The 19126-nt window shown below is 63.9% G+C and carries 23 protein-coding genes; 11 read left to right on the top strand and 12 right to left on the bottom strand.

What is annotated here, in order from left to right; all coding sequences use genetic code 11:
* Nucleotides 1-138: 138 nt before the first annotated feature.
* The 5 genes from C7G42_RS04165 to C7G42_RS04145 all read right to left on the bottom strand — a co-directional run bounded on the left by C7G42_RS04165 (nucleotide 139) and on the right by C7G42_RS04145 (nucleotide 4673).
* A complete protein-coding gene (locus C7G42_RS04165) occupies nucleotides 139-1062 on the bottom strand; it encodes an acetamidase/formamidase family protein (RefSeq protein ID WP_106947781.1) in 924 nt (307 codons plus the stop codon).
* Nucleotides 1063-1103: 41 nt separating this feature from the next.
* Nucleotides 1104-1931, bottom strand: coding sequence for an ABC transporter permease (locus C7G42_RS04160; protein ID WP_245427528.1), 828 nt, complete (start codon nucleotides 1929-1931; stop codon nucleotides 1104-1106).
* A 20-nt stretch (nucleotides 1932-1951) separates the two neighbouring features.
* Nucleotides 1952-2779 carry an ABC transporter ATP-binding protein gene (locus tag C7G42_RS04155; protein ID WP_245427525.1) on the bottom strand — a complete coding sequence of 276 codons (828 nt, stop codon included), beginning with the start codon at nucleotides 2777-2779 and terminating at the stop codon, nucleotides 1952-1954.
* Nucleotides 2776-3822 carry an ABC transporter substrate-binding protein gene (locus C7G42_RS04150; RefSeq protein WP_106947779.1) on the bottom strand — a complete coding sequence of 349 codons (1047 nt, stop codon included), beginning with the start codon at nucleotides 3820-3822 and terminating at the stop codon, nucleotides 2776-2778. Before C7G42_RS04150 ends, C7G42_RS04155 begins: the two co-directional genes overlap by 4 nt.
* A gap of 308 nt (nucleotides 3823-4130) precedes the next feature.
* Nucleotides 4131-4673 carry a transposase gene (locus C7G42_RS04145; RefSeq protein ID WP_106947778.1) on the bottom strand — a complete coding sequence of 181 codons (543 nt, stop codon included), beginning with the start codon at nucleotides 4671-4673 and terminating at the stop codon, nucleotides 4131-4133.
* 3 nt (nucleotides 4674-4676) lie between these two features.
* Here C7G42_RS04145 and C7G42_RS04140 point away from each other — a divergent pair, with 3 nt between their 5' ends.
* From C7G42_RS04140 to C7G42_RS04130, 3 genes are all read left to right on the top strand, one after another.
* Complete coding sequence (locus C7G42_RS04140; protein ID WP_106947777.1) at nucleotides 4677-5615, top strand: acetamidase/formamidase family protein; 939 nt, start codon at nucleotides 4677-4679, stop codon at nucleotides 5613-5615.
* Nucleotides 5616-5758: 143 nt separating this feature from the next.
* Complete coding sequence (locus tag C7G42_RS04135; protein ID WP_106947776.1) at nucleotides 5759-6217, top strand: Rrf2 family transcriptional regulator; 459 nt, start codon at nucleotides 5759-5761, stop codon at nucleotides 6215-6217.
* A gap of 28 nt (nucleotides 6218-6245) precedes the next feature.
* A complete protein-coding gene (locus C7G42_RS04130) occupies nucleotides 6246-6929 on the top strand; it encodes a class I SAM-dependent methyltransferase (protein WP_106947775.1) in 684 nt (227 codons plus the stop codon).
* A gap of 70 nt (nucleotides 6930-6999) precedes the next feature.
* Here the strand turns inward: C7G42_RS04130 and C7G42_RS04125 are convergent, their stop codons facing one another.
* From C7G42_RS04125 to styA, 3 genes are all read right to left on the bottom strand, one after another.
* Complete coding sequence (locus C7G42_RS04125; protein WP_106947774.1) at nucleotides 7000-8451, bottom strand: DUF1254 domain-containing protein; 1452 nt, start codon at nucleotides 8449-8451, stop codon at nucleotides 7000-7002.
* Between the two features lie 216 nt (nucleotides 8452-8667).
* Nucleotides 8668-9171: a styrene monooxygenase NADH-dependent flavin reductase subunit StyB gene (styB, locus tag C7G42_RS04120; protein WP_245427522.1), complete on the bottom strand. Its 504-nt coding sequence runs from the start codon at nucleotides 9169-9171 to the stop codon at nucleotides 8668-8670.
* A gap of 6 nt (nucleotides 9172-9177) precedes the next feature.
* Nucleotides 9178-10428, bottom strand: coding sequence for a styrene monooxygenase subunit StyA (gene styA / locus C7G42_RS04115; protein ID WP_106947772.1), 1251 nt, complete (start codon nucleotides 10426-10428; stop codon nucleotides 9178-9180).
* Nucleotides 10429-10533: 105 nt separating this feature from the next.
* Between styA and C7G42_RS04110 the strand changes: the two genes are divergently transcribed.
* The 7 genes from C7G42_RS04110 to C7G42_RS04080 all read left to right on the top strand — a co-directional run bounded on the left by C7G42_RS04110 (nucleotide 10534) and on the right by C7G42_RS04080 (nucleotide 15515).
* The gene (locus C7G42_RS04110; protein WP_106947771.1) at nucleotides 10534-11463 is read left to right on the top strand and encodes a LysR family transcriptional regulator; all 930 of its coding nucleotides are present in this window, start codon (nucleotides 10534-10536) and stop codon (nucleotides 11461-11463) included.
* Between the two features lie 30 nt (nucleotides 11464-11493).
* Nucleotides 11494-12516 (top strand): LLM class flavin-dependent oxidoreductase, encoded by a 1023-nt coding sequence (locus C7G42_RS04105; protein ID WP_106947770.1) that lies wholly within the window; start codon nucleotides 11494-11496, stop codon nucleotides 12514-12516.
* A 100-nt stretch (nucleotides 12517-12616) separates the two neighbouring features.
* Nucleotides 12617-13078 carry a DUF2846 domain-containing protein gene (locus C7G42_RS04100; RefSeq protein WP_104465015.1) on the top strand — a complete coding sequence of 154 codons (462 nt, stop codon included), beginning with the start codon at nucleotides 12617-12619 and terminating at the stop codon, nucleotides 13076-13078.
* A 404-nt stretch (nucleotides 13079-13482) separates the two neighbouring features.
* Entirely contained in the window at nucleotides 13483-13869 is a 387-nt protein-coding gene (locus tag C7G42_RS04095) for a hypothetical protein (RefSeq protein WP_106947769.1), read from the top strand.
* A 245-nt stretch (nucleotides 13870-14114) separates the two neighbouring features.
* Nucleotides 14115-14651 (top strand): hypothetical protein, encoded by a 537-nt coding sequence (locus C7G42_RS04090; RefSeq protein ID WP_106947768.1) that lies wholly within the window; start codon nucleotides 14115-14117, stop codon nucleotides 14649-14651.
* Nucleotides 14652-14711: 60 nt separating this feature from the next.
* Entirely contained in the window at nucleotides 14712-15065 is a 354-nt protein-coding gene (locus C7G42_RS04085; RefSeq protein ID WP_106947767.1) for a hypothetical protein, read from the top strand.
* A gap of 21 nt (nucleotides 15066-15086) precedes the next feature.
* Nucleotides 15087-15515, top strand: coding sequence for a hypothetical protein (locus C7G42_RS04080; protein ID WP_106947766.1), 429 nt, complete (start codon nucleotides 15087-15089; stop codon nucleotides 15513-15515).
* 53 nt (nucleotides 15516-15568) lie between these two features.
* Here C7G42_RS04080 and C7G42_RS04075 read toward each other — a convergent pair whose 3' ends face one another.
* Together C7G42_RS04075 and C7G42_RS04070 are read right to left on the bottom strand one after the other, a co-directional pair.
* A complete protein-coding gene (locus tag C7G42_RS04075) occupies nucleotides 15569-16027 on the bottom strand; it encodes a hypothetical protein (RefSeq protein WP_106947765.1) in 459 nt (152 codons plus the stop codon).
* Nucleotides 16028-16037: 10 nt separating this feature from the next.
* Entirely contained in the window at nucleotides 16038-16256 is a 219-nt protein-coding gene (locus tag C7G42_RS04070) for a hypothetical protein (RefSeq protein ID WP_094976459.1), read from the bottom strand.
* On the opposite strand from C7G42_RS04070, the gene C7G42_RS35165 reads away from it, so the two are divergent.
* Nucleotides 16207-16359: a hypothetical protein gene (locus C7G42_RS35165; RefSeq protein ID WP_199580815.1), complete on the top strand. Its 153-nt coding sequence runs from the start codon at nucleotides 16207-16209 to the stop codon at nucleotides 16357-16359. The genes C7G42_RS04070 and C7G42_RS35165 overlap by 50 nt on opposite strands.
* On the opposite strand, the gene C7G42_RS04065 is transcribed toward C7G42_RS35165, so the two are convergent.
* Together C7G42_RS04065 and C7G42_RS04060 are read right to left on the bottom strand one after the other, a co-directional pair.
* On the bottom strand, nucleotides 16344-17903 hold the full coding sequence (locus C7G42_RS04065) for a hypothetical protein (protein ID WP_199580638.1): 1560 nt from the start codon (nucleotides 17901-17903) through the stop codon (nucleotides 16344-16346). The two genes, C7G42_RS35165 and C7G42_RS04065, sit on opposite strands and share 16 nt — an antisense overlap.
* Nucleotides 17904-17986: 83 nt before the next feature.
* Complete coding sequence (locus C7G42_RS04060; RefSeq protein WP_106947763.1) at nucleotides 17987-19126, bottom strand: glycoside hydrolase family 5 protein; 1140 nt, start codon at nucleotides 19124-19126, stop codon at nucleotides 17987-17989.

Here is a 19126-nt window from a genome sequence, read left to right as displayed (position 1 = left end):
CGAAAACAACCCCATGCACAGTAGACAGCATGAGGAAAATCAATAGGTTACGCGGACCGAAAAACGCCGATCAGGGGGCCTGACCGGACCCGTGTGATCTCCTGGGAGCGCCGGGCATTCAGGCCTGAGAAGACCGCTTCACCCGTAATACCGCTCCAGCAGGCTTCTCTCGACCTTGCAGATGTACGTGTATTTCGGATTGACCACCTGCGTGCAGCGGGCCTCTGCGATCTGGCCCAACAGCATGTAGCCCTCGGCGGCCGGAATCTTCCAATCGTCCTCCATCCAATAGACCATCTCCTCGAATGCGATGCGCATGGCGTCCTCCAGGGGGCGCGCGCATCCGAGCGTGCAGATGTGGGTGGCCGTTTCGATGCGCGGATGAGTCAGTCGCGCCGGCGCCTTGGCGAGAGAGACCTTGACCGTGAGATTGGCCGCGATCTCGATCGCGCCCATTCCGTTGCATTCGCCGTCGCCCTGGATGGCATGGCAATCGCCCAGGAAGAGATGCGCTCCGTCCTTGTTGACGCGGAAGAAGATGCTGTTGCCGGTGGTGATCTCCTGGACGTCCATATTGCCGCCATGCGGGCCGTTGTCGACGGTGAGAACCGCGCCGTGGACCGGCGCTACGCCGGCCACGCCGATCATCGGCTTGACGGGCAGCTTCAGATGCTCGTTCCAGTGAACGAGACCGTCCTTGACCTCGACGACGCGCGTCTGAATGCCGAACTCCTTGCGCCTGACCCAATCGGGAAACATGCCGATGCCCGGCCAGAGCGCGGTGAATCCGAGCTTGTCGAGCTCCATATCCACCACGTCGAGGCGCAGCATGTCGCCCGGCTTGGCGCCGCGCACCTCGATCGGACCGGTGGCGCCGTTCACGAACGGCATCGTCACGTCGGCCTCGGTCAACTGCTGCCCGAGGTGACGAATGGTGCCGTCATTGGCGTTGATGGCGCACTCCACCACGAAGGTTTCGCCGGGCTCGACGCTCGCAATGAAATTGTCGTCACCGGACAACGCGTATTTGATGTTTCCGGCCTTGCTGATGCGCTTGGACATGGTTCCTCCGGGATGTCTGCGAACGGGATGATGGTGGAAATTCAGGCCTGCCGGCGCCACGGGATCAGCAGCCGCTCGATCTTGCCGACGATCCAGGTCAGGACGAGCGCAAGGACGATCGTCACGACGAGCGCGGCGAAAACCTTGGGAATGATATAGAGGGAGCCGGCCTTGAAGATCGCGTGCCCAAGTCCTTCCGACGACGACATGAACTCGCCGACGATGGCGCCGATCAGCGCGAAGCCGACCGTCAGCTTCAGCCCCGCAAAGATGTCCGTGAGCGACGCCGGAACGACGAGCTTCCGGAAGATCTGGAACTTCGAGGCGCCGAGCGTCTTCATGAGATTAATCTGATCACCGTCGACGCCGATCGCTCCCTTGTAGGACGTCACAAGCGCGACGATCACCACCGACAGGGTGGACATCGCGACCTTCGAGACCAATCCGGTGCCGAACCAAATGATCACGATGGGGGCGAGCGCGATGATGGGGATCGATCCGAGCGCGATGACGAAGGGCTGGACCACGCGGGAGACGAAGCGCGAATACCAGAGCGACAGGCCGAGCAGCGTGCCGACCAGATTGCCCATGAAGAAGCCGAGCAACGTCTCCATGCCGGTGACGCCTGCATCGCGCCACAAGCTTCCGTCCCGTGCCATCTGCACCAGGAAGCCCGCGATCGCCGACGGCGATCCGAACATGAAGGCCGCGGGGCTGCCCTTCGGCGTGGCGCGTTCCCACATGACAAGGAGAGCGGCCAGGACGAGAACCTGGGTCGCCAGCACGGCGATGCTGAAGCGCAAGCGCGTCCACTTTGCGCGGGCCACCGGCGACGGAACGCATCCGGCAGGCTTCGACGCGTCAACCATGCTGGTCTCGACATCTGTCGTCATTGGATCGCAACGTCGAGATTGGCCCAGATGCGCCGGACGTAGCGGCTGAAATCCGGGTTCTCCCGCAGCGAGATGACGTCGGCGCGATCGGAGCCGAGTTCGATCTCATAAGCCGCCTTCACCGCAGTTGGCCGCCGCGTCAGCACGATGACGCGATCCGCGATCGAAACCGCCTCCTCGATGTCATGGGTGATGAGCAGCATCGAACGCCCGCCCTTGCGGACCAGGCTGACCATGTCGTTCTCGATCAGCAGCTTGGTCTGAAAATCGAGCGCGGCGAATGGTTCGTCCAGCAGCAACACGTCCGGATCGTTCACGAGGGTCCGCGCCAGCGCCACGCGCTGCCGCATGCCGCCCGACAACGTCGCTGGATAGTGGTCTGCGAACCCATGCAGTCCAAGCTGGTCGAGCATGGCCCGGCTGCGGTCTTCGGCCTCGGCAGCAGGAACACCGCGGATCTCCAGACCGAGCATGGTGTTGGCGAGCGCCGTGCGCCACGGGAAAAGGAGATCCTTCTGCAGCATGTAGCCGACGTTCTGAGGTTGACCGACGACCTGCCGGCCATGCCAACGGATGCGCCCGGCATCGGGCGCCAGCAGGCCACAGAGCGTGTTGAGCAGTGTGGTCTTGCCACAGCCGGAGGGACCGACAATGCTGACGATCTCCCCCTTGCGCAGCGTCAGGCTCAGATCGGCAATCACCGGGACGACCTGCCCGTTGAAGTCGTAGCCTTTGGCGACATGCTCGACCACGAGCGGGAGGGCGGCGCCGTCCACGGCCCCGCCCTCACCGGGCTTCGCGTATGTGGCAGCCTCGGCGATCATTTCAGGCTGGCAACCGCCTTTTCGGCGAACGAGTTGTCGATAATCTGCTCGAACGGAACCGATCCCTTGGCATTGCCGAGGTAGATCTGCATGTCCATGAGGTTCTTCCACTGGTCCTGCTTGGTGACCACGGACTGCGCCGGGATCAGATATTTCAGCTCCGCGTCGATCGCCTTGTCGACGACCTCGCCGGGCAAATCCGGAAACTCCTTCCGTGCGACCTCCTTGGCGAAGGCCGGATCGGCATAGGTCTTGCGCGAGGCCTCCTCGAACGAGGTGACGAGCGCCTGCACCATTTCAGGATCTTTCTGGATGGTCGAGGGCAGCACCATGATTCCGGTGTTGCAGAACGGCCCGACATAATTCGAGAAATCGAACACGACCTTGGCGCCTTGCGCCTCCGCGGCGGCCACGCTCGGCTGATAGGCGACCGCCATATCCGCCTGCCCGGCCAGCATCGCCGCGATCTCGGTGCCGGGATTGACCGGAACGATCGTGGCGTCGGTACCCAGCTTCAGCCCGGCTTTTTCCAGCATCCGCTTGGTGACGCTGAAATTGGTGTTGGGCTCCGGCGAGGTGACGATCTTGAGACCCTTGAACTCCTTCGGATCGGTGATCGGCTTGAGCGTCTTGGAGACTCCGAAATAATGCGCGCGCTGCACGACCGTTCCCACAACGACACCGGGGCCGCCATTCTCGCGTGAGATCTGCGCCATGGTCGCATCGCCGATCGCGAAGTCCGCGGAGCCGCCGAGCACGGCCGCGAAAGTCTGGGTGTCGCCGCCGGCGGCGGTCACCTTCATGTCGAGACCGTTTTTCTTGAAGATGCCGGCATGCATGCCGACGTAGAGGTTGATATAGCCCAGATTGTGCACGGCCTCGCTGAAGCGAACGGTCTTGAGCTCGGCGGCGGACGCGATACCGGATCCCATAAGCGGTGCGGCGCCGATGCCGGCAACGAGTATCGACGAGGCTGCGAGGAATCTGCGGCGGTTGAGCACACGACCACTCGGCGTGGCCGGAGGACGAACATGGTTGGTCATGGCGCGAAATTCTCCAGAGCTGCTGAAAGGCAGCTCAAAGACTAGGCGCCGACCTCCATGCATCAAGGCGAAATAAGCGACGCATTCTGCACGCGATTTGAACCGGGCGATGAATATGTCGCGCGGGTGACGCAAACGCTGGATTCTTGATCTCGTTGCGCCTCATTTCCGCTCGTTCTGCAATCGGTCGGAGGCAAACGTCGGCGGGCCGCGAACGATTCCGTCATTTTTGACATTATCGCTGCACAAAGAATTTGCAGAACCGCAATGCACCTGCAGGTTCCATCCGCCCGAGCGGAGTCCGCACGTTACGGATTGACGCGCACCGACGAGAAGCGGCCGGTCAACGCGCCACCACACTTCTCCGCTGCGATCCGGCTCGCGCGAGTGCCCTGCTGCGGCGCGGCCCTCGATGTGCCGTCTTTTTTTTCCGTGTCCGTGTTGCGCAACTGCTCGAACAGATTGCTGACGAGGCCGCGCAAACGCACATTCTCGGACTTCAGCTCGTTCATCTGCTGAACGGCGCGGACGTCGAGGCCGCCGAAGCTGCGGCGCCAGCGATAGAACGTACGCTCGGTAATGCCGGCGGCCTTGCAGATTTCTGCAATCGACACCCCGGAGCTCGCCTCGGCAAGGAGATGAATAATCTCATTCTCAGTGAAACGGGACCGCCTCATCGATCTCTCCCTCGGCCCGCCATTTGCACGGAACACCGCGCAGGGCCTGGGGCCAGTATAGCCGAAGGATTGCCGCAGCCTAGAATATCCGAGGACGATTTTGCCGGTCGCGCCCGTGATGCCCCGGAACGATTGCCCGCCCGCGAGAGAGCACCCGCCAAGCCTGGAGTTCATCCGATGCAACGCCACCACGAGATAGCCAGCACGCCCGAAAACATGGTCTGGGGCTATCTGGACTGCAGCACACGACCTGTGCTGGAAATCAACTCCGGCGACAGCGTGACGCTGCACAGCTTCCCGGCAGGGGGCAAGGAGACGCTGCCGGACGACCTCTCGCTGGTTCCCGAGGACTATCGCGTGGCCCTCGAGACGATGCAGCCAGGGCCGGGACCTCACTTCATCACCGGCCCCGTTTACGTGCGCGGCGCCAATGTCGGCGACACCCTCCAGGTCGATATCCTCAACGTGAAGGTCCGTCAGGATTGGGGCTTCGTGTCGATCCTTCCTCTGCTCGGAACGCTGCCGGACGAGTTCACGGATTATGAAACGATCCATCCGGTGATCGACCGCGAGCGAGAGGTCTGCATCATGCCATGGGGCACCGAGATTCCGCTCGCGCCCTTTTTCGGCATCATTGCCACGGCCCCGCCACCAAGCTGGGGCCGCTGCGGGTCGCCCGTTCCGCGCGCCTTCGGCGGCAACATGGACAACAAGGAGCTGCGCGCCGGCACGACGCTGTATCTCCCGGTGTTCAACGAAGGCGCATTGTTCTTCGCCGGTGACGGTCACGGCGTGCAGGGTGATGGCGAAGTCTGCATCACGGCACTCGAGACCGGGGTCACCGGAACATTCCGCCTGACGGTTCGCAAGGACATGGACCTCCGATGGCCGTTTGCCGAGAGCGCCACGCATCTGATGTCGATCGGGCTCGACGAGGATCTCGATGACGCCGCCAAGCAGGCCGTCCGGGAAATGGTCAAGCACGTCTGCGCGCGGACCAACCGCACGCGTAACGAGGCCTACATGCTGTGCTCGCTGGCCGGCAACCTGCGGGTCACCCAACTCGTCGACGGCAACAAGGGCATTCACATGCTGCTGCCCAAAGCGCTGCTTTAGGTCGACGCAAGAAAATCAGACCCGTACTTCACCTCTCGCAGTTCCCCATCAGCCGGCGCGCTGGGCGTGCCGTTCGGCAACGCGCATCGGATGAAAGGGACGCCGACTTGACTTCCGGGTTTTCATGTAACATATAAAGTTACATGAAACGAGATTCCCGACTCTCCGGAGTGCTCCACGTCCTCCTGCACATGGCGCAGCAGCCTGGGCCGTTCACGTCCGAGACGCTGGCGAAGGCCATGGACACCAACCCAGTAGTGATCCGCCGCATCATGGCGGGTCTGCGGGAGATTGGTTACGTCCGTTCCGAGAAGGGGCACGGCGGCGGCTGGACGATCGCCTGCGATCTGTCGAAGGTGACGCTGCGCGACGTCTATGCCGCGCTCGGCAATCCCCCGCTGCTCGCAATGGGCAACCGGACCGAGGCGCCCGGCTGCCTGGTCGAGCAGGCCGTCAATGCCGCGCTCGATCAGGCCTTTGACGATGCGGAGGCGCTGCTGCTGGCGCGGCTCGGCGAGGTGACGCTGGCGATGCTGGGCGAGGACCTGCGCAAGCGGCTCGGCTCCCGCAAACATCAAGGCATGAAGGCGCACCGCGCGTGATCGCGCTCCCCTTCCGCAGAGTAACATCATGACCGACGTTCAAACCATGTTCTCCGATCCGCAGGCCGTGGCGCGCTACACCGAAGGACCGCCGCGCTTCGTGCCCGGCTACAATGCCATGCTGTCCATGGCGGCGATCCTGCTGGGCGAGCGCGTTTCGAACGACGGAAGCGTGCTGGTGCTCGGCGCGGGTGGCGGCCTCGAGCTCAAGGCGTTCGCGCAAGCGCATCCCGGCTGGCGCTTCGACGGCGTCGATCCGTCCGCGGCGATGCTGGCGCTGGCCGGCCAAACGATGGGATCGCTCGCACCACGTGCACGCCTTCATCAAGGCTACATCGATGATGCGCCGGAGGGACCGTTCGACGGCGCCACCTGCCTCTTGACCCTGCACTTCGTCGATGTCGCCGAGCGGCGTCGCATCGCCTCGGAGGTCCGCCGCCGGCTCAAGCCGCGCGCACCGTTCGTGGTTGCGCATCTGAGCGCGCCCGACGGCGATGAAGAGCGCCCACTGTGGCTGTCGCGCTACTCCGCGTTCCTGGCCGCCGCCGGCGTCGAGCCCGAGCAGGCGGCGGCCGCACGCAACGCCGTCACCAACCATCTGGAGATTCTCGCACCCGCCCAGGACGAGGTGATCTTGCGCGAGGCCGGCTTCTCCGATCCCACGCTGTTCTACACCGGCTTCGCGTTCCGCGGCTGGGTGGCCTACGCCTGAGGCGTCACCGCTTCCTCGACACGGCAGGCATCATCGCCGCATCGCCGGATGCGCCAGGGCTTCAGATTCTCTAGCGCTGAACGACGGCCGCCAGTTTCTTCACCGCCGGCGGCTTCCACGTGCCGTTGACGATCGAGGGACTTTTGTCATTCGGCCAGTACAATCGCATCATCAACTGGAATTTGCCGGATGGAGCCGGTAGCCAGTTGGATTCCTTGTCTGGGCCCGGGGAGTCCTTCTGGATATAGATGTCGACGGAGCCGTCCGGGTTCGATTTCAGATTCTGCCGGGCACTGATCGAATAGCGGTTGATCGGGTTTGCTACGAAGAAGTAGTTGCTGTCATACATCGTCAGCGACCAGAACCCGCGCGCAGGCGGCAACTGTCCATTTGCAAAATGCAGGACATATTTGGCGGCGCCGTCATAGGCCTTGCCTTCCCCATCCCTCTGCGAACTGGGATAGACGGCATCTTGCGGCCGGTTCGCACCGAGGCCGATGGCCGTGACAAATGCCCGCATGAAATAGTCGGTCCCGTAGATTCCGGTTTTGGTCGTGTACCCCCATCCGTTGATATCCTTGACCTCCTTGTTGACCTTGAACTGAAGCAAGATCCGGTCGAAGGCGATCTGCGGGACACGTTTTGCAAAATCCGCGTTGCGCAATCTGCTCGGATCGAACTCCTGGCCGGCGACGAGGCCAATCCGCGCGAACCTGGCGAGTGCGGGGGCATCCGCTGCGGCCGGCGGGTTCGCCTTCATGAGCCGCGCCAGGAGTGTGAAGTAGGCGACGGCATCCAGGCCATTCACTTGATCGCGCACGGCGGTCCTCATGTCGATGGAGCGATCGACCTCGCCGGCTGGCGGCGTATAGGGCTTGCCGTAGCTGCTCAATGGCACCAGCTTGCACGCGTCCTGCGCAGCATGGACTGCGGCATAGTCTTCCGGCGTTCCCGTGCAGTAGATCCGTCCGAGTATCCACACGAGGCTGGTCGGCGACTTGTACTCCTTGACGCCCGAGGGGAGCGCACCCTTCCAGCCCGGCCCGGTAATCGCGTAGGTCTGCGCACCCGTCCCCGTGGTTCGCTTTCCTGGCGTCTGAAACACGTCGGTCCAGCCGTCCAGCATCGGAAACAGGAAATAGCGATCCTTCATGTCGGGGATGCTGAGGACCCACGGCTCCTTTTCGACGTCGATGAATGCCGTCGTGTAGAGGGTGTCCGCATTCGGCGCGGTCACATCGCGGAACGAAGCGTCAGGATATTGGCGCGACTTGATGAACTGGCCCATCGGCGCGCGATTGCCCACCGGGCTCGCGACATTCGTGATGATCCTTCTCGTGTATTCCATCGTCACCAGCGGATAGCCGTAGATGTAGGCATCCTGAGCTACGGCAAACTCTTCCACTCCTTCACCGAAGTCGCGCAAGATGTCGCCGAATTCTGCGCGGGCCAATGTGCTGAATGATGCCCCTGCAAAGAGACTGAGACCGCCAATGGTCGCCTGGCGTCGGGATATCCGCATTGCTTTCCCTCCTCTGCGAAGAGCTTTTACGCTAGGTGCCGCAAATCGCGTGACGCTTGATCCAGATCAAGCCGCCGGGGGACGTCGCGCTCAGGGCGGTTGAGCGCCTCTTGGGATGAAAGGTGGACGCCTGGATGGTGACGATCTCGACGGGCTCAGCCGCTTCACTTCCGCGGTTGGGTGGCCTGCGCCTGAGGCGTCACGCTTCATCCGCCGTCACCGATCGAAGGGAATCCCGGGCCCGAGATGATACCGGCTCGAATAGAACACCAGCGGGGTGGTGTCGCGGTAGTCGCACGCCGAGACTTCGGCGATGATCAGCGTGTGATCGCTGACATCGACGTGACGCGTGACTTCGCACGCGAACCAGGCAACGCATCCCGACAGCCGCGGCAGGCCGTCCACGATGTCGTAATCCGGGCTGGCGCCGGTGTTGGGCTGGCTGGCGAAATGCCGCGAGAGGTCGCAGCCGTGATCAGGCAGGACGTTGACGCAATAGCGTGAGGTCGCCGAGATCGCACGGTGCATTCGGCCCGGCATGACCGAGACCAGCACGGTCGGCGGCGACAGGCTGACGGTGACGAAGCTGTTCACGGTCATGCCGCAGACGCGGCCGTGCTCGTCGAGCGCGGTCAGCACCGCAACGCCGGTCGCGAAGCGCGAGGCGGCTTCGCGGAACGAGGCGGGATTGGCGCGCGGCATCTCCGTTTCCGCTCGCATCGATCCTCACGCAATCGCCCTGATCGGCTCTGCCGGCGCCGACATGCGCTCGATCCAGGCCTGGATGCGCCCGGGTGTCGAGATGCGGTCCCATTGGCGATCCGGATAATTGAAATTCTCGGTGAACTCGTTCGCCAGCGCCGGGTTCTGGCTCATCGCGCCGATCAGCATGCCCAGCGCTTCCGTCGGCGGCTGCAGCATCACGTTGGTCCAGCGCGACGCCGCCAGCACGCGGTCCTGCCGCTTCAAATCGATCTTCTCGCACAAGCGTGCGTCGAACGCGTCGGAATTGACGATCTCCTCGCCGAGCACGAAGGCCGCGTAGGAGGCGACGTTTGCGCCCTGGCCCATCATGGGATCGACGATCGCATGGACGTCGCCGAGCGCGATCGCGCATTTGCCGTCGTCGAATTCGACCACCGTGTTTCGCACCGTCGGCACGACGCCGCCTTGCAAAAGATCCTGCGGCTGCGCGAGGTCGAAGCGCGCGGTATCGATGCGGTCATAGGTCGTCGGATGATGCTTCTCCAGCTTGCCCAGCAGCGCCTTCAGGAAGTGCTTTGGATTGTCGTCGTAACTGAGCGTCGCCAGCTCTTCCATGTCGCCGCCCGGCACATTCTCCATCAGCAGCGCGTTGGCGATGCCGCCGAAGCTGATGGTCGGGATCACGATCATCTCGCCATGGCCGGGAGAGACCGAGAGCGTGACGTTCATGGGATCGGGCTGCCGCACGCCGGTGTAAAGCCCGACACACAGCCGCCGCTGCGGCTGCGAATAGGGCGTATGCTCGGGACGGTAGGTGAAGAGCTGGCCCAGCGGACCCTTGCCGGTCGACACCACCAGCAGATCGAAGCGGGCGACCAGCGGACGGATGTCGCGCTCTTCGATGCGACGGTACTCGATCCTGCCACCGCGGCTGGCGAAGTCGTTCATCAGCGCGGGAAGATAGATCCGATAGTCGACGGCGCGGCTCGGCTTCGAGAAGTCGCCGCGAAAACTCAGCGGCTGCGGAAAATTGAAGACGTGGTCGTGATAGTAATAATGGTCCTTTGGATCGGTCCAGTGATTGACGCCGAGATAATCCTCGCGGGCGATCGTCACATGATGATGCGCGACGGTGTTGAGCAGCCGGATGTCGCGGTAATCCTCGGGCGGCCGATCGGTGATGACGGTGGCGTCCACGCCGTGCTTTTGCAGGTAGAGCGCGAGATGCAGGCCGGCGATGCCGGCGCCGACGATTCCGATGTTGCGTGCCACTGTCGTCTCCTCCCCTGAGTGCTTGTTTTGAGGAAGCCTAGCGACCGGTCGTGTTGCACACTACGGAATAACTGGGATATGATTTATTCCGGATCGGAATAGATCATGGACCGGATCGACTGCCTGCGCGCCTTCATCCGTACCCTCGAGGGCGGCAGCTTCTCGGCGGCGGCCAAGGAGCTCGGGATCGGCCAGCCCGCCGTCAGCAAGCGCATCGCGATGCTGGAGAGCGAGTTCGGCACGCAGTTGTTCTTGCGCACGACCCGGACGCTCAAGCCGACGGCCGAGGCGCACCGGATCTACGAGCTCGCGCGCCAGATTCTCGGCAGTTTCGACATGGCGCGGTCGAGCGTCGAAGAAGCGGCGCCCCGCCCCACGGGCACGCTCCGGATCGGCGTGCCGTCGTCGTTCGGACGGCGCTACATGATGCCCATTGTCGCCGAATATGTGCGGAATTATCCGGAAGTGAGGGTCGACATCCGCTTCAGCGAGCGGTTCGTGAATCTGGTGGAAGAAGGCATCGAGCTGGCCTTGCGGATCGGGCATCTGGAGGCGAGCACGCTGGTCGCCCGCCGGCTCGGCACCGTGCAGCGCCATCTGGTTGCGACACCCACCTATCTGCACGGCCGCCCGCTGCCACGGACGCCGGACGATCTCGGCTCGCATCAATGCATCGTCTATTCCAGGATGTCGCCCGCGCACCAATGGGCGTTCGAATCCGAGCACGGCCGTCACGTCGCATCGGTCAACGGCCCCATCCATGTCGACGATGCCGATGCGATGCAGGAGGCAACGATGCATCATCTCGGCATCGCCATCCTGCCCGAATGGAATGCCGCCGACGGTCTTCGCAGCGGCGAGCTCGAGCACGTGCTTCCGGACTACGGCATCGCCGCGCTGCCGCTACACGCGGTCTATCCGGAGACGCACTGGATGTCGCCGCGGGCGCGAAGCTTTCTGGATCTCCTGGTCGAGCGCGCCGACCATTTTGCGATTGCCTCGCCTGCAGGCACCGCCATCCATGCAGGTGGTTGACGCCGTCCTGCCGGGCATTAAATGACGTCCATGAAGAAGATCGGATTTCTGTCCTTCGGACACTGGACCCCCTCGCCGCAATCGCAGACCCGCTCGGCGGCGGACACGTTGCTGCAATCAATCGAGCTTGCGGTCGCGGCCGAGCAACTCGGCGCGGACGGCGCCTATTTCCGCGTGCACCATTTCGCGCGCCAGCTGGCTTCGCCCTTTCCGCTGCTCGCGGCAGTCGGTGCGAGGACGAGCAAGATCGAGATCGGCACGGCCGTGATCGACATGCGCTACGAAAACCCGCTCTACATGGTGGAGGACGCCGGCAGCGCCGACCTCATCGCCGGCGGCCGGCTGCAGCTCGGCATCAGCCGCGGCTCGCCCGAGCAGGTGATCGACGGCTGGCGCTACTTTGGCTATCGCCCGGCCGACGGCCAGAGTGATGCCGACATGGGTCGGCGTCACGCCGAGGTGTTTCTCGACCTGCTCCGCGGCGAAGGCTTTGCCGAGCCCAATCCGCAGCCGATGTTTCCGAACCCGCCGGGGCTGCTGCGCCTCGAGCCGCACGCGCAAGGCCTGCGCGAACGGATCTGGTGGGGCGCCGGCTCGAACGCCACCGCAGTGTGGGCAGCCAAGCTCGGCATGAATTTGCAGAGCTCGACGCTGAAGAACGACGAGACCGGCGAAGCCTTTCACGTGCAGCAGGCCGCGCAGATCCGCAGCTATCGCGCCGCATGGAAGGACGCCGGCCACGCCCGCGAGCCCCGCGTCTCCGTCAGCCGCAGCATCTTTGCACTGATGGACGATCGCGACCGCGCCTATTTCGGCCGGGAGCGCGGCGGCGAGGACCAGATCGGCTTCATCGATCCGCAGACCCGGGCGATCTTCGGCCGCTCCTATGCCGCCGAGCCCGATGCGCTGATCGAGCAGCTGCGCCAGGACGAGGCGATTGCAGAAGCGGACACCCTGCTGCTGACGATTCCGAATCAGCTCGGGGTCGATTACTGCGCGCAGGCGATCGAGGCGATCCTCAAGCACGTCGCACCGGCCCTCGGGTGGCGCTGACATGAGCTGGCGCGGCACGACCAGAAGTCGCGGTTGACTTCGTCCACCACCCTCGCCAATGATTCCCCCGGGGACTGTTGGACTGAACCAGGGGGTTGGAATGGGCTTGCGTCCGGGGATTTTCGTTGCGGCTTTCCTGCTTGCGGGGTGTGCGTCAGGGCCGATGGGCAGCACGGCTCTGACGGATAACGTCAAGGCAAATACGGCGCGGCTGGTGGTCTATCGCTCATCCGCCCTGGGTTTCGCGATTCAACCAAGCTATTCGGTCGATGGACGCTCCGTGGGAGGCAGTCAGGCTGCAGGTTTCCTGGCTTGCGACCTGCCTCCGGGCCGCCACGAGGTTGCGGTCAACAATCTTCCGCTGAGCAGCAATCTGTTTGGACAGGGAAGCGAGAAAGTCAGCCTCGATCTGCGCGCCGGCAGCACCACCTACCTCTCCGCCCAGCCACAGATGGGAATCATCACGCCCGGTGCGATCACGTTGATCCAGGTCGCGGAAAGCCAAGGCCGTGCCGATGTCGCCAGCTTGCATCAGAGCAACAGCTCTTGTGGCAAGGCGTGATCTGAGGCGCTCCGCGTTCTCCTGAGAGCCTGTATGGACGTGTGTGCCAGGCCACGCGGAAGCCCGCGCGACTGACCTTTCAGCCGCGCCGCCAAGCCAGGCAGGCTGCGGCCCCGGTTTCCATCATCGAAACCGGGGCCTTCGCATTCAGTGCATGTGTCCGATGAGATAGATGCCGCCGCCGACGACCATGATGGCGGGCACGGCCCAGAGAATCAAAATGGGCATCTTCCTCTCCTCCAATCAGCTGTTCCCAGCAACAGAACGGGAAAAAATGGCAAACGTTCCCATACCGGCGGAACGGGCAGGCCGGTGCCGCGTTCATCGCAGCACCGCATGCGGCGGACCGTGGAGAAGCGGCTCGGCCCGCAGTCGCGCTTCCTCCATCTCGCGGTCAATTCCTGATGCCCATCATTCGCTACCTTGTGTTCGCAAGTGCATTCGTTGCGGCACTGCTGTTCGCGCTCGACCGCAGTTTGCCTCCCCTCAGCGATGTCTCCGCTGGTGCTGGTGTCGACCGATCGGTCATTCGTATCCATTCCGCGCGTGCCCTGCCTGAGAAGATCATTCTGGACACGTCCACCATGGTTGCAGTGGAGGCATCAGCGCAGCTGCTTATCCCAGACGCATCAAGCCGCGCTGCAAGCCAAGCGTTGACGACGCCGGAATCGCTGGGGCCGACGTCCGAGATCGCGCACAACCCCCGACTGAGCCCGAGCCATGCAACGGGCGGGCGTTCCAGTCGCACTGCCGCCTCGTCAGCTTCGCCGCGCTCTACGATCGTCGAGTGACGATCGACGCATTCTGAGAGAGCTGCCCCCGTCGCGCGTGAATGCGCCGTAAGAGCGGTCAGCGCTTTGCGCGGATGAATGCAGGATGAACGCGAAACCAACGCGCATCGCAGCACGCGTGACGAGCTGCACCGCCGGCGATCAAAATGCGCGAACGTGTCCGACAGTTGGAACGTTTGCTCGATTGCCACTTTATCCCGAGCCTGATTTGGCAATTGCTTTTGAAAAACCCTGGAGGAAACTACATGAGGATCCTGAAGCTTTCTGCGGCCGCGGCCGCCCTGTTGGCCAGCACCGCGCTTGCCGTAGCGCAATCGAGCTCGACCGTCGGCACCGGCGGATCGTCGGCGGGTGGCGGCACCAGCAGCTCGACCGTGGGTACCGGTGGTTCTTCGGCCGGCAGCGGATCGGGCAGCGGCTCGGCCTCGACGCTGGGCACCGGCGGCTCGTCGGCGGGCGGCGGCACCAGCAGCTCGAGCGTCGGCACGGGCGGCTCCGCGGCCGGCAGCGGAACGGGCAGCGGTTCGGCTTCGACGCTCGGCACCGGCGGCTCATCGGCCGGCGGCGGCAAGAGCTCGTCCAGCGTCGGCACCGGTGGCTCGGCGGCTGGTAGCGGATCCAACTCCGCATCGACCGTTGGCACCGGCGGCTCGTCGGCTGGCGACGGCAAGAGCGGCTCGACGGTCGGCGCGGCCGGCTCGTCTGCGGGTCATGCCAGCGACATGGGCATGGAAAAGGGCAAGGGCCACAACAAGGGCGAGATGAAGAAGGACAAGGATTGATGCCTTGACCCAGGAGCGGCAGCGATGCCGCTCCTTCGTCTTTGTTGGAGGAGAACTCGCATGAACAGATCAATCATTGCGATCGCAGCGTTGAGCTTGATGACCGGCGCTGCTCAGGCAACCACCATGGAAAAGACCGGCAAGACGGCATCGGGCGAGACCTGCAAGGTCACGGTCGAAAAACATGCCGACGGCAGCATCACCGCGGTCGGCTCATCGGGCTCAAGCACGACCGGTTCGACAGCCTCGAGCGGTTCGCTTTCAAGCTCGAGCTCGGCCGGCGGATCGTCGGTGCATGTGCAGGCGGGCGGCGGCAACGTCTCCAGTTCGTCCTCGACCGCAGGCGGGCCGGGCTCGACCAGCGCCAGCACCATCACGGTCAACGGTTGCACGATTTCGACCTCGTCCCCCTAAGATTCATCGAGAGGATTCAACATGAGAACGACATTCGCGACCGCGGCAATCGCAGCTCTGCTTGCCGCCAGCTCACCGGCTCTCGCACAGAAGAGCGTCACGGGCGGAAGCGGCGGCTCGGCCGCGGCCGGCGGCACCTCGGCCTCGACGGTCGGCACCGGCGGCACGTCGACCTCGGCGAACGGCAGCACCGGCTCGTCGATCGCGGCCGGCGGAAGCGCCGCTGCCGTCGATGGCAAGGCACAGACCGGCGTCAGCACGAACAAGGGCAACGGTCCCGTGATGAACTCCAACGCCCGGGCGCAGGCCCATGAGGGCGGCGCGTTCAGCCGCTCGCATACCCGCACCAAGGTCAAGGCCGGTGAAGAGGTCGGCTCGACGACCAAGACTATGTCGCATGTGCCGGGCTCGAAGCCGACGATGTCGACGACATCGACGACCGCTCGCTAACCTCACGGCCCTGCTGCCCGACTTGTTCGGGCAGCTCTTTTTCCTTGGGCCGTTCAGTTGGCGCTCAGGCTGTGGCTGACCCGCGTGACCACGCCATCCCATTGCCGCTTCTCGGCAGCGGGGTAATTGATCAGCACGCAGTGCACGTAGCCGCGTGAAAAATTGCAGCGGTTGTACCAGATCTTGTCGCGCTTGATGCTTGAAACGACGAAGAACTTCGGGGTCACGCGCTTGTAGATGATGCCGGCAGGTGGGCCCTTCCTGGCGAGGAACGCGGACGGCGAGAGACCTTCGCTGTTGGAAACAGCCTGCACGGTAAGATCGGCCCGACCATCAGCGGTCTGAAACCGCTGGCCCAGGCCGTCGGGCTTGCCGGCAAGCTCGGTGAAGAGCGACATGGGAATGTCCACCGATGTTCCAGCTTCAGGGATGCGGTATGCCGTCCAGCTTTCCGCACGCGCAGCTGAGAGCGTCGCGAGCAACGTGACGATGGCGGCAAATGTGGTCCTCATGTTCGGCTCCTCACGCGCGCGGAATCAATTGCAGCTCCATCAGGGCGATCCTCTGCAGGTCAGCGGCGTTGCGCTCGCCGGCACCGGCGGTACGCAGGATGGACTCGGCGAGTGTGGTGACATGCGAGGAATGCACGGGCTCAGGGAGGCTCGCGACCGCGGCTTCCAGGGCGCCCGTCATGATCGCGATCACGTCGGGAGAGAATGAGGCGTTGGAAAAATTTTTCATCGGGCGGGACCGGCCCCTTTTTGCGGCGAGCACGATCAACGCCGGGAAAAAGCGGAAGTTCCTGCGTGAGCAATCAATGGCGGCGGCTCAGGTCACCGGCTGATATTGCGCGACATGCTCGATTTCCGTCTCCTCGTTCGCGACCGCCTGCATTCTCGCATGACTGCCGATGACGAGGCCGGTGAGCGAGAGCATGAGCCCCAGCGCGAGCGGCGCGAACACGGCCTCTTCCTGGAACAATCCATTCAGCAGCACGACCATGACGCCGAAGCCGGCGAGGCCCTGCGTCAGATAGCCCGACGACGCGTAGAGGCGCCAGGCCTTGAGGGCCATCGCAAAATAGAAGGCCAGCGGCACGAAGGCGCCAACGCCCATCTGGTACAGGAGAACGCCGATCGCGCTCTCGACCGCGCCGTCGATCGTGCCTGCGGCCTGCGCGGCGCTCCAGTCGATGGAGAAATAGCTTTCCGCCAGATTGCCGCCGATGCCGAGGCCCCGGCCAAAGGGCTTCTGCACGAATCCGTCCAAACCGCCCATCAACCCGATGACGTGATAGTCGCCGATCTGAAGTCCGAGGCGGATCGCCAAAATCGCAAAGGCGATCATGCCGAGGAAGCCGAGCAACAACGTCACCACGGCGCCGATCAGGCGTGTCCCAATCCAGGCTGCCGCTACGAAGATGACCGTAATGAGCGCGCCCTTCACGCTGCAGAAGACCAGCAGCGGCAACGCCGCGAGGGCCAGCAGCGGTCGTCCGACCGAAAACAGGAACAGGGTGAGAAAGGCGAGCCCGTAGGCGAAGCTGATCGGGTGCATGTTCGGACCGTTGATGCGCAGCATCTTCGACAGGCCGAACCCCTCGAGCAGGGGCGTGTTCAGGAAGTCGAAGCTGAAGCGGTCCTTGAGGTCGACCGGCACGTTGCCGGTGGCCCGCATCTGAGCTTCCCAGACGCCCGAATGAGTCGCCTTGAGTTCGTCGAAACCCCAGAACGTATAGCTGTTGGTGATGGCCAGCCAAACATCCCGGAAGGCGAACTCGACATAGCCGCACAGCATGAGGATGACCGCGAGCGTCACCAGGAATGGCGTGATGCGCACCTCGTAGGTCGCGGCGGTCAGAAGCGAAAGCTGGAACAGGAACAGCGGCAGCACGATATTGCGCAGATAGACCGCCGCCGGCTGTCCGTCCTGGACGAAGCCGATCGCGAAATACAGCGACACCACGGCGAGGGTGACGACACCCCAGCGCATGATGCGGTTCACCTCGGCCGATTGGTTCCGCTGGCCCAGCACGTAGAGGCCGAACGTCGCCAGCCACATCACGGAGCAGACGAGGAAATTGTAGCCCTTGATGAAATCGAGATCGGACGGCAGCGGAACCAGCGGCGACAGGATCGAGACGAACAGGTTCTGAAAGAACAGGACGAAGATCGCGATGGCAGGCGCGCAGGTGGGAACCGCCAGCACGATGGCGATGCCGACGAGGACCTCGACGACAATGCCAAGGGCCGGATTGGCCAGATGCAGGATCGGCACAAAGCCGATCGCGGCCACGGCGATGCAGAACGTCGCAGCCAGCTCGCGCCAGGCCGGCGGCAATCTCATGGCGTGCACGCTCTGATCCTGGGTCAAGTCCCCGGCGCTCATCGATCGTCCTTTGGCATCGCGCGGCGAGCACGATAGCGGGGCGATGCGTAAGGATGCGTTAACGATAGCGAACCGGCGCGATGTCAGCGCCGGACGGGCCGCGCCGCGCCGAGCAGCGCTCGCATCACGTCGGGATCGGGCCTGCCGGTGCTGCGGTCGACGAGGCCAAAGCCCTGCGCCAGCTCCCAATGCGTCCAGCCCCAGCAATGGTCGCGCGCGTAAGCGGTCACCTCCGCCAGCCAGCGCAGCCGGCTTTGTCTGGGCGCGCCGGCTTTCAGCACGCCGAATTCGTTGACGATGATCGGCCGCGCGAACTGCCGCTGCCATTCGAGCGCGGGCGCGAGCCAGCGATCGGCGCCCGGTTTGTCCCGGGCGGAGGCAATCGCAGTATCGAGCATGCCGAGCGCCTTGGTCGCGCCCCTCGCCTGCAAATCCTGGCGGATTGCGCGGACCTTGGGATCGCCGGCGTCGATCGGAAAAGGCAGGTCCATGATGTCGTGCAGCGGATCCTGCGCATCCCAATGGCCCTGATGGGTGAACACCATGGGATCATAGAAGTGGATGGCATAGACGACGTCGGGATCGTCCAACGGACGAAACCGCGGCAGCGAGTCCGCGCGCTGCCAGTTGACCGGACCGACGATGAGGGTGTTGGCGGGAAGCAATTTGCGCGCGAAGCCGGCGAGCGTCCCGGCCTGCCTTTGCCATGTGTCGGCGTCGATATCGGGCTCGTTGAGCAGCTCGGCGAAGATTCGATCGGCCGGATAGGCGCGCATGAGTCCTGCCAGCCCGCTCCAGGCCTCCTGCATCTCGTGCAGCGCCGCGTCCGGATCTTCCTTGTGCAGCCGGTTGAAGCGCTCGCCGGGATGAAGATCGACGGAGATGGCATAGCCGAGCGCGGTGAGCTGCTTCAGCGCCTTGTCGAGCACGGCCAGCGTCTCGTCACGTTGGACCTTCGACGCGAAACGCGGCATCACACGCTCGGCCGGCACCGGCAGCCGGACGTGACTCATTCCAGCGCGGCGCAACTGCTGCAGCAATTCGCGGCTTGGCACCTCGCCGTTGATCCAGCCGTCCGCATTGAAGCCGCGGGACAGTGCGGCAAGCCTCGCGGGCGCGACCGTCTGCGGAACGGGTACGCAAGTGTCGGCGAAGGCCGGCGGACCGAACGAGATCGACAGAAGCATCGCAGCAATCAGCCGACGACGCTGCGAAGCTGCCAT

It is taken from the genome of Bradyrhizobium sp. MOS003, from assembly GCF_003020125.1.
Taxonomy (GTDB): domain Bacteria; phylum Pseudomonadota; class Alphaproteobacteria; order Rhizobiales; family Xanthobacteraceae; genus Bradyrhizobium.
The sequence above is the reverse complement of the archived record's forward strand: the minus strand, read 5'-3'. Positions and strand labels throughout refer to the sequence as shown.

Bases quoted from the DNA above. Each gene is read 5' to 3' on its own strand.
- C7G42_RS04100 (WP_104465015.1), top strand. From the start codon at position 12,617: ATGGGCTTGCGTCCGGGGATTTTCGTTGCGGCTTTCCTGCTTGCGGGG.
- C7G42_RS04060 (WP_106947763.1), bottom strand. From the start codon at position 19,126: ATGGCAGCTTCGCAGCGTCGTCGGCTGATTGCTGCGATGCTTCTGTCG.
- C7G42_RS04105 (WP_106947770.1), top strand. From the start codon at position 11,494: ATGAAGAAGATCGGATTTCTGTCCTTCGGACACTGGACCCCCTCGCCG.
- C7G42_RS04135 (WP_106947776.1), top strand. From the start codon at position 5,759: ATGAAACGAGATTCCCGACTCTCCGGAGTGCTCCACGTCCTCCTGCAC.
- styB (WP_245427522.1), bottom strand. From the start codon at position 9,171: ATGCGAGCGGAAACGGAGATGCCGCGCGCCAATCCCGCCTCGTTCCGC.
- C7G42_RS04085 (WP_106947767.1), top strand. From the start codon at position 14,712: ATGAACAGATCAATCATTGCGATCGCAGCGTTGAGCTTGATGACCGGC.
- C7G42_RS04095 (WP_106947769.1), top strand. From the start codon at position 13,483: ATGCCCATCATTCGCTACCTTGTGTTCGCAAGTGCATTCGTTGCGGCA.
- C7G42_RS35165 (WP_199580815.1), top strand. From the start codon at position 16,207: ATGATCGCGATCACGTCGGGAGAGAATGAGGCGTTGGAAAAATTTTTC.
- C7G42_RS04130 (WP_106947775.1), top strand. From the start codon at position 6,246: ATGACCGACGTTCAAACCATGTTCTCCGATCCGCAGGCCGTGGCGCGC.
- C7G42_RS04155 (WP_245427525.1), bottom strand. From the start codon at position 2,779: ATGATCGCCGAGGCTGCCACATACGCGAAGCCCGGTGAGGGCGGGGCC.
- C7G42_RS04150 (WP_106947779.1), bottom strand. From the start codon at position 3,822: ATGACCAACCATGTTCGTCCTCCGGCCACGCCGAGTGGTCGTGTGCTC.
- C7G42_RS04065 (WP_199580638.1), bottom strand. From the start codon at position 17,903: ATGAGCGCCGGGGACTTGACCCAGGATCAGAGCGTGCACGCCATGAGA.
- C7G42_RS04110 (WP_106947771.1), top strand. From the start codon at position 10,534: ATGGACCGGATCGACTGCCTGCGCGCCTTCATCCGTACCCTCGAGGGC.
- C7G42_RS04070 (WP_094976459.1), bottom strand. From the start codon at position 16,256: ATGAAAAATTTTTCCAACGCCTCATTCTCTCCCGACGTGATCGCGATC.
- C7G42_RS04090 (WP_106947768.1), top strand. From the start codon at position 14,115: ATGAGGATCCTGAAGCTTTCTGCGGCCGCGGCCGCCCTGTTGGCCAGC.
- C7G42_RS04080 (WP_106947766.1), top strand. From the start codon at position 15,087: ATGAGAACGACATTCGCGACCGCGGCAATCGCAGCTCTGCTTGCCGCC.
- C7G42_RS04075 (WP_106947765.1), bottom strand. From the start codon at position 16,027: ATGAGGACCACATTTGCCGCCATCGTCACGTTGCTCGCGACGCTCTCA.
- C7G42_RS04145 (WP_106947778.1), bottom strand. From the start codon at position 4,673: ATGAACTCCAGGCTTGGCGGGTGCTCTCTCGCGGGCGGGCAATCGTTC.
- C7G42_RS04140 (WP_106947777.1), top strand. From the start codon at position 4,677: ATGCAACGCCACCACGAGATAGCCAGCACGCCCGAAAACATGGTCTGG.
- C7G42_RS04125 (WP_106947774.1), bottom strand. From the start codon at position 8,451: ATGCGGATATCCCGACGCCAGGCGACCATTGGCGGTCTCAGTCTCTTT.
- C7G42_RS04165 (WP_106947781.1), bottom strand. From the start codon at position 1,062: ATGTCCAAGCGCATCAGCAAGGCCGGAAACATCAAATACGCGTTGTCC.
- C7G42_RS04160 (WP_245427528.1), bottom strand. From the start codon at position 1,931: ATGGTTGACGCGTCGAAGCCTGCCGGATGCGTTCCGTCGCCGGTGGCC.